This is a genomic window from Mesorhizobium wenxiniae (genome assembly GCF_002284535.1).
Taxonomy (GTDB): domain Bacteria; phylum Pseudomonadota; class Alphaproteobacteria; order Rhizobiales; family Rhizobiaceae; genus Mesorhizobium; species Mesorhizobium wenxiniae.
Genome location: NZ_NPKH01000035.1, coordinates 258,790 through 265,894 on the forward strand (window position 1 = coordinate 258,790; position 7,105 = coordinate 265,894).

Here is a 7,105-nt window from a genome sequence, read left to right on the forward strand (position 1 = left end):
CGCGGAGGACGATAGGCGGGCAAAGGAGCGGGCCAAGCGTGTCATAATGGCGCCCATGGTCACGCCCACAAGCCGCGCCCCCTGCGTCCACGGAGAGGTGCGCGTCTGCTTAGGCGGCCGAGACATCGCTTACCTGATCAACGGGCTCGCCGTATTTGCGCCTGTAAGCGGCAATGAAATCGTCGTCGCTACAGATGCAGCGGCCGCTGGAGTCCTTGGCCTTCGGATCGTGCAAGTGAGAGCCAAGGGGGCGCAGAAGATTCACCCGAGTGCTCGTCGTCGGGCTCATGGGAAACCCCGCACTATGTTTGACCAAATCCGCGGCAAGCATAATCCCGGCAAGCACCGACTGAAAGGCCATCGGAACGACAGTTCGAACGCGGCGACTTCCTTCGCTAAGCTGGAACACCAGACCGCCGCAGATAGCCTGCTGATAAAAGGAGCGCAGGGGCTGGCCGACAAACGGGGCTAGCGGTTCAAACGGCACAGCCATCGCTGTAGCCACGCGAACTACAAAGTCGTTGGGAACTCCGGCATTGGTCTGCAGGAGCGTTTTCACCTGCTCGTGTGCTTCCGGTATTCCGAGTTCCTCGGCAATCAGCTGGTGCTCGTCCTTGGATTTTCCGGATGGCAGGTACATGCAACAAAGGCAAGCCTGGCCGTCATCGAAACCATGCCGGGAGATACCGAGATCGTGCTCCTGCGTCCAAGCGTTTGCGATCCATCGCGGCAGTGCACCTTGGACAGCCAGACGGTCGGCGGCGGTGTCAAGCGCCACACCCACTTGGTCGAAGACCCAATTGCCCCGGCGCGCAACATATTCTGCCCACGTCAGAGGGTGCGCCTCGACCTCAAGGGCAGTCGATCTAAGGGCGGTGGCTGCAAGAACCGCCTTGGACATACCGATCTCCGCCTGGCCGGCCAATGCGTAGCGCTGCAGGTTTGAGAGTTCGATCGCTTCGTGATCGATTACATGCAGACGACCCTTGAGATCGGGTTGTCTCGCTAGCGCCCAAAGCGAGCCATGGCCTATCGCACCGAGCCCAACGAGGTGGGTTTCGCCAAGGTCGACTGGAAAGTCGATCGGGCCAGCCTCCCCGGCTTTGGTCTTGTCGTAGCTGCATAGCGAGAGGTCGATGGTTTCGTCCAACTCGGCGCCGGTCAACTGGGCGGCGAAGATAGTTCGAAAGACGTTGGCGGCGCCGAAGCAACTGGCGGCGCCAGCTCCATAAGGCAGCAGACTTGGGCCAGAGCCCACCGGGTCCGTACGCGACAGCTTTGCCGCCCAACCGTCCGATCCCACGAAAAAGATCGGGCACCGGAGTGATGGGCGCGTTACCCCTGCAACGACGCAGACGGTGGCAGACTTGCCGGAACGCCGGATGCCGACTTTTGGATTGATCGACTTTGCCAAGCGCTCCAGCGCTTGGGCTTGAGAGCTCGCCGCGCTGTCCAGCGGGAGTATCGCCAGAACCGGGTAGAGCCTAGCGAGCAATCTCACCGCAAGATCTAATGTCGCCTGGCCTTCGGCGCAGGAAGCGGCCTGATGGTCGAAGGCGACTGCCACGACCTGCTTTTCAAGAGCTGCTTTGAAGTCTCCCAGATGAAAATCGGCCAGGACCTGAGATGCCGCCGTGGCGGCGCGATCGATGAAGTTAGCGAATGCCATTGTTCAACTCGATATCATGATCATTCGCGACAGTGCCGCGGGAGGGAGCGCATTCCATTTGGCCTTTTCGTCAAGCCGATAGGCGGCGACCCGAGCAAAATCGAAAGGCTCGCGGGCGAAATTCGGCACCACCAGCGACAGACACCCAACCGTGGTAGCAACCGCATAAGCGTCGTCCGTCGTCGAATGGTAGGCGCGGCCCGGATGGCTGTGAATCTGGGCCAAGAGTTTCAGGCCGCTTTTGTAGAGCCAGACATTGAGCCGGTGCAGTTCTTCGGCCGCAACGATCACGCAAACGCCATCGTTTGTTCGAATGTGACGCTGCGCCGGGATAACCGTCTCTGTTACGGCAAAGTGCCGGTCTTCCTGAACGCCGACCCAAAGTGCCATCCCCTCATTGCCCTCGCGACCAACTGAGCGCAGATGCCCATGCGTGGTCGAGATGCAGCCGCGCGGGAGAGTCACGATCGTTACATCTCTCAAACCAGTCATTCTTGTATCGCCTGAGGGGATACCACCATTCCTACGATTGTCGGTTGGAGTTGAATCTGCAACTGCTCTATAGGAACGATTCCGTACTTGATGATCTTGTCCAGGATGAAGGCCAAACAGCCTTCGCCAGAACCCCGATGAAGTAGCCATGGATCACCTGAATGGGCTGGATTGTCGTGGTATTCCCGGACGCCCGCCATGCACAGGAATGGTTCGTCCTCGGGACTGTTGGCCTGGATGAAGTCCGTCAGCGGCACGGCGTTCTGCTGGATGAGAGCTCCTATCATCTCCGGCGGCGTTCCGGGCAGCGGCGGACGTCTAAGCATTTTCAGGTATAGATCTTTCCGGGCAATCGGATCACGCGTAAACGGATCGACGAAGACCACGGACGGTGGTCTTAAGTCGTAGTCGGTGAAGTCGACCTCGCTCGCTGCGCTGACCACCCGTGGCTTTAACTTGGGGCTGGCGAAAATGAAGAAAGCGCGCGGAAAAGTCGCCTCGATCAAGAAGCAGCCCTGAGCCCGATAGACATCAGCATATGGCCGGAACCGGCCGATCTCCCGATCAAACTTCGCTCGGGAGACCTCCGGATCCACACTTTGGGGTTTAGGCACCTGCGACGCCCGCCTTCAGGCTGAGGAACAGGGTCACAGTATTCGGGAAACCGAAATCGCCAAGCTTCTTGTCGACGTCGAGCAAGTTGCCGGCCTCATCCTTGAATTCCCAATTCTCGGCTGGTTGGGCGACATTCTGCGTGTTCTCAAGGGCTTTGGTACGAATGACGTGAAGCGGCTGGTTGGGATTGGCTTCGACCTGCGTGGGCTGGCCGTTCACCACCACCGTGATCTCGATCTTGCCCGGTCCGCCGCCGTGATTATCGCCCTTACCCGAATCCTTCGACATTGTCCTACTCCTGTGGCTTGCCAACCGCCCCACGCCCTGGCACCCACCTGCGAGTGAGACCGGCGGTCTTCAATCGTTCACCCGGCGCCACGGCCGCGAGTACGCGAAAGACAGGGGATAAGCTACCGAATCGGTGCTTGCCTTCTTTTATGGGTGACTTGAGCCGCAAGTAAATGGTCTCAAATTGCTCCTCACAACTATAATCGATTAGAGCAATGCGAAAATATTGGCGACACGCCTATTCATCTGCTCTCACTCGCCTGCTCCGTGCTCGGCAAGGGGAGCTTTGATCTGCGTCACGCGTCCCCAAGCAGCTGATTGCGCCGGCAGCGCCATAGGAACCGTCGTTCAGAGTCTTCACCACTCAAGCACCCGCATGGATGCATGCCGACGCTCGTCTCCACAAAACAGCGCAAGTGGTGCCTTGTTGGATAAGGTCGCCTCGTACCTGGTGCAGCATCTCTCGGAACGCATGCCGCTGCGAGACCAGGCCTCATCATCGCGTCACATAGGAGCTGAAGCTTTCCGGATCGGGTATCCAATCGGCATCCAGTTGCTCGGCGATATGGTTGAATTCTGCCCTCAGGACAAGAGTGAGTAGAGCAGCCCCGCTACGAAAATCCCATCCTGGTTCGTTTGACGCATCGACTATTCAGATTGATTGGCGTGATACCCGGCGCGGCCGCAACACGCGAGGCCGTCAACCGCTGAGCAGAAAACCAGCCTTCGCCTTCCGCGGCGGCGGACCTCGTCAGCCTCTCGAAAGCTTGCCTGAGTAGGTTGCTCATGTGATCTGTGGAAGTGAGGATAGCGTGCACCCGTACAAACTAGACATTCATCGTGGCAGCTTGGCTGCAGGTGCAGCACGCCGTACCGCACGAGCAAGCGGACAGGCCGGCCAAGCCGGTTTTGAGCAGCACTTGGGCGAACTGCAGGCGGCGGACGAGTTGATGGGTGCGCCAGGCGAGGAGGTCCTCGTCAATGGCTCGCATGGTAAAGGTGAGTTGAGACCAACGAAGAGGCAGAGGATCCAAAGCAATCTGCAGCATGCTGTCACTGAGCGGCAACCAGGTGAGGTTGGCAACTCAGGCGCTCGCGTGATGATGCAACTCCCCACCCATCAGGTGGGTACATCGGAACGGGAGGCGCAACTTGTGATGCAGGGGGACGAGCACGAATACACCCCAGCACCGCATCTCGACGGGTCGATGCCCTCGACAGTGCAGCCGGATCGTCCAATTGTGGTCCCCGACGGTGCCGACAAGCGTCCTGTTTATTCCAACGATGCCACCGCCATCGAAGGGCTGAAGTCAGCACTCCTTGCGGGTAAAGCCAGGCCGGACACGGTCACTCGCAGCACAAATTCTCTTTTCGGCTTTAGTCGTTGGCTCTTTCAAAACAACAAGCCAGGGCTTGCTGCTCGGCTTTACCATCCGTCGCTGAGCCAGGATCTCGAGGAGTACGAGAGTAGGGGTGGTTCCTCCACCGTGGCTGGCGCACTGCGTCAATTGATGAAGTCGATGGGCGGAGCCGGCCCGATTGTGGGTCGCGCTGTCCTGAACCCCCATCCTGACGACGCCGCGCTCACCAGACATTTCAGATCCGCGAGCGGCTACGCAACTGCTCTTAACCATTTCAGTCATTACCTACGTCAAAATGACAAGCTCGGAATTGCGGGTCGCATTTACGATAAATCGCTGGATAAAGATGTTGAGAGCTACAAGGCCGCCTCCTCTAATGGTGGAGCTCCGATCGAATCTGCGCTGGTTTATCTCCGCAAGAACCCGCCGCGCGTTATACTCGGGAATCATCTGGAAAACGCGGTCAGCATGGAGGCTCGTCCCCGTGGCGACGCTGCTCAGCATACCGCACCACAGCAGGGATTCGATTGGCCAGAGGAGCTCCTGCCGGTAGGTTATAAGGAGGGCACCGATCTACCATTGTCTCTCGCCCCAACCGCGCACCAACACCAAGCGCCCGACTTTGGAGAGGCCGTCCCTCACTTGAACTGGCGCCACGGCGACCAGGGCGCCCCGGAGGAGCTGGTAGCTGCACGGGACAGGAGCAGCCCGCTGCCAAGCGAGGCGGTGCCACATAAATCTGGACGGGGACTCGCTACGCAGCCCAGATTGTGGGCGGAGAAATCCGCCTCGCCAGAGCTCTTTCGACGGCGGGCGGAGCAGGCTCTGCCGGCGTCCGCCAGAGGTGTGGAGACATCCTCCGCGGTTGATGAAGTCGCGCAGGCCGCTCGCCAAGCTTTGGCTTGGTTGCAGCAGGAGATGGAGGGGATCGAACCGATGCAGGATCCTCATAAGGTGGCTACACCGGAATGTGAGGCGCAGCTCGTCAGGCAGAGGGATGAGCACGAATCCACCCCAGCACCGCATCCCGGAGGTGGTGGGTCGATGCCCTCGACAGTGCAGCCGGATCGTCCAATTGTAGTCCCCGACGGTGCCGACAAGCGTCCTGTCTATTCCAACGATGCGACCGCTATCGAAGGGCTGAGGGCAGCATTCCACGCGGGTAAGGCCAAAGCGAACACGGTCACTTACAATGTAAATTCTCTTTTCGGCTTTAGTCGGTGGCTCCTTCAAAACAACAAGCCAGGGTTTGCTGCTCGGCTTTACCATTCGTCGCTGGATCAGGATCTCAAGGAGTACGAGAGTACGGGTGGTTCCTCCACCGTGGCTGGCGCACTGCGTTACCTCAAGAAGTCGACAGGCGGAGCCCAGATTATGGCTCGCCCTGTCGTGATCCCCTATCCTGACGATGCCGAGCTCATTAGAAATTACAGAGCCGCTTCGACCAAGGAGTACCTGGCAGCGCCTGCGACCGGACGGAATCCAGATACCGTGGGCGGCTATACAAATTTTCTTAGACATTTTAGTCAGTACCTGCGTCAAAATAACAAGCTTGGGATTGCGGCTCGGATTCACGACAAATCGCTGGATAAAGATGTTGAGAGCTTCAAGGCTGTCTCCTATGGTAATAGGCTAAGTATCAGTTCTGCATTGGCTCACCTCCGGGATATCCTGCCGCGCATTGTGCTCGGGCGCGAAACTGTCCTTTCTGCTCATCCGGCAGACGCAGTCACCAGGCGCGTTGGGGCCGCTGCTGAAGCTGGGCCAGCGGCACCGGCAAGAGCTCCCCAACCCGCCTCGCCAGCAACCGCTAGGCTGCCAGGCACCTACCGCGGCCTTCCACTGGTTGATGTGACCACACTGACTACCAGTTCCTCTGGGGCTCAGATCGGGGCGCTCGATCCGACAGCCCCGTCCAACGTTGCAACGGGGCGGGTGCTCGGCGCCGCCGAATGGCTGAGCGACGCCCATATCCAGAGAGATTACAATTTGCTGGAGGGGCAACTGCAGGGGATCAATCCGGCGCTCGCTGCCCGGACTCGGCTGGTGGATCCTTCCGTATCCCATCTACTGCGACACACGTCGCCGCAAGACGCTCGAGGCATATTGCAGTCCATCTATAATCAAAACAACGCCACAGCCGACTTCCTGTTCTTGCCAGTGAATAATGGCACGGCTACTAGCCCCGGCACCCATTGGTCGCTGCTGCTCGTTGATCGCCGCGACCCGGAAAGGCGGTTCGCCTATCACTACGACTCCCTCCAGCGAGAGGGATATAACGACGTGCCTGCAAAACAGCTCGCAGGACTGCTGAATGCCACCTTGGCGCCAGCCCCCATGGCCAGACAGACGAACCATTATGATTGCGGCGTATTTGTCCTGGAGGGCACGTGGGCGCTGGTTGAACGATTGGTGAAAGGGCAGCGGCCAGACCACGAGCCGCTGCCCCTCGACAACCTCGTTGCCGATCGGCAGGCGCTGCAAGACCGGCTAAGGAGGCGCTTGCCGCACGAGGAAGAGCCGCGGCAGCTGCTGGAGGATGAACCCGCCTCCCCACCGATGATGGCATTCGAGCCAGGGGAACTGCGGCAACTGTTGGAAGACGAGCCTGCCTCCCCACCAATGATGGCGTTCGAGCCAGGGGAACTGCGGCAACTGTTGGAGGACGAACCTGCCTCCC

At 59.3% G+C, this 7,105-nt stretch carries 5 protein-coding genes; 1 reads left to right on the top strand and 4 read right to left on the bottom strand.

The window, feature by feature from the left end; genetic code table 11:
* Positions 1 to 109: 109 nt before the first annotated feature.
* Genes CIT31_RS28560 through CIT31_RS28575 form a run of 4 tightly spaced genes read right to left on the bottom strand, consistent with a single transcriptional unit; the run spans position 110 to position 3,064 of the window.
* Positions 110 to 1,669, bottom strand: coding sequence for an E2 ligase fold family C protein (locus tag CIT31_RS28560; protein WP_091595803.1), 1,560 nt, complete (start codon positions 1,667 to 1,669; stop codon positions 110 to 112).
* Between the two features lie 3 nt (positions 1,670 to 1,672).
* Positions 1,673 to 2,161 carry a Mov34/MPN/PAD-1 family protein gene (locus tag CIT31_RS28565; protein ID WP_091595801.1) on the bottom strand — a complete coding sequence of 163 codons (489 nt, stop codon included), beginning with the start codon at positions 2,159 to 2,161 and terminating at the stop codon, positions 1,673 to 1,675.
* A complete protein-coding gene (locus tag CIT31_RS28570) occupies positions 2,158 to 2,775 on the bottom strand; it encodes a putative metal-binding protein (protein WP_091595799.1) in 618 nt (205 codons plus the stop codon). The genes CIT31_RS28565 and CIT31_RS28570 overlap by 4 nt, the downstream gene beginning before the upstream one ends.
* Positions 2,768 to 3,064, bottom strand: a complete 297-nt coding sequence (locus CIT31_RS28575; RefSeq protein ID WP_024505654.1) for a DUF2604 domain-containing protein — start codon at positions 3,062 to 3,064, stop codon at positions 2,768 to 2,770. Before CIT31_RS28575 ends, CIT31_RS28570 begins: the two co-directional genes overlap by 8 nt.
* A 920-nt stretch (positions 3,065 to 3,984) precedes the next feature.
* Between CIT31_RS28575 and CIT31_RS28580 the strand changes: the two genes are divergently transcribed.
* Positions 3,985 to 7,105: Ulp1 family isopeptidase (locus tag CIT31_RS28580; RefSeq protein WP_245316492.1), on the top strand; the 3,121-nt coding region annotated here is incomplete at its 3' end.

Excerpts from the sequence above, each read along its gene's own strand:
- CIT31_RS28560 (WP_091595803.1), bottom strand. The coding sequence starts at position 1,669 with ATGGCATTCGCTAACTTCATCGATCGCGCCGCCACGGCGGCATCTCAG.
- CIT31_RS28565 (WP_091595801.1), bottom strand. The coding sequence starts at position 2,161 with ATGACTGGTTTGAGAGATGTAACGATCGTGACTCTCCCGCGCGGCTGC.
- CIT31_RS28575 (WP_024505654.1), bottom strand. The coding sequence starts at position 3,064 with ATGTCGAAGGATTCGGGTAAGGGCGATAATCACGGCGGCGGACCGGGC.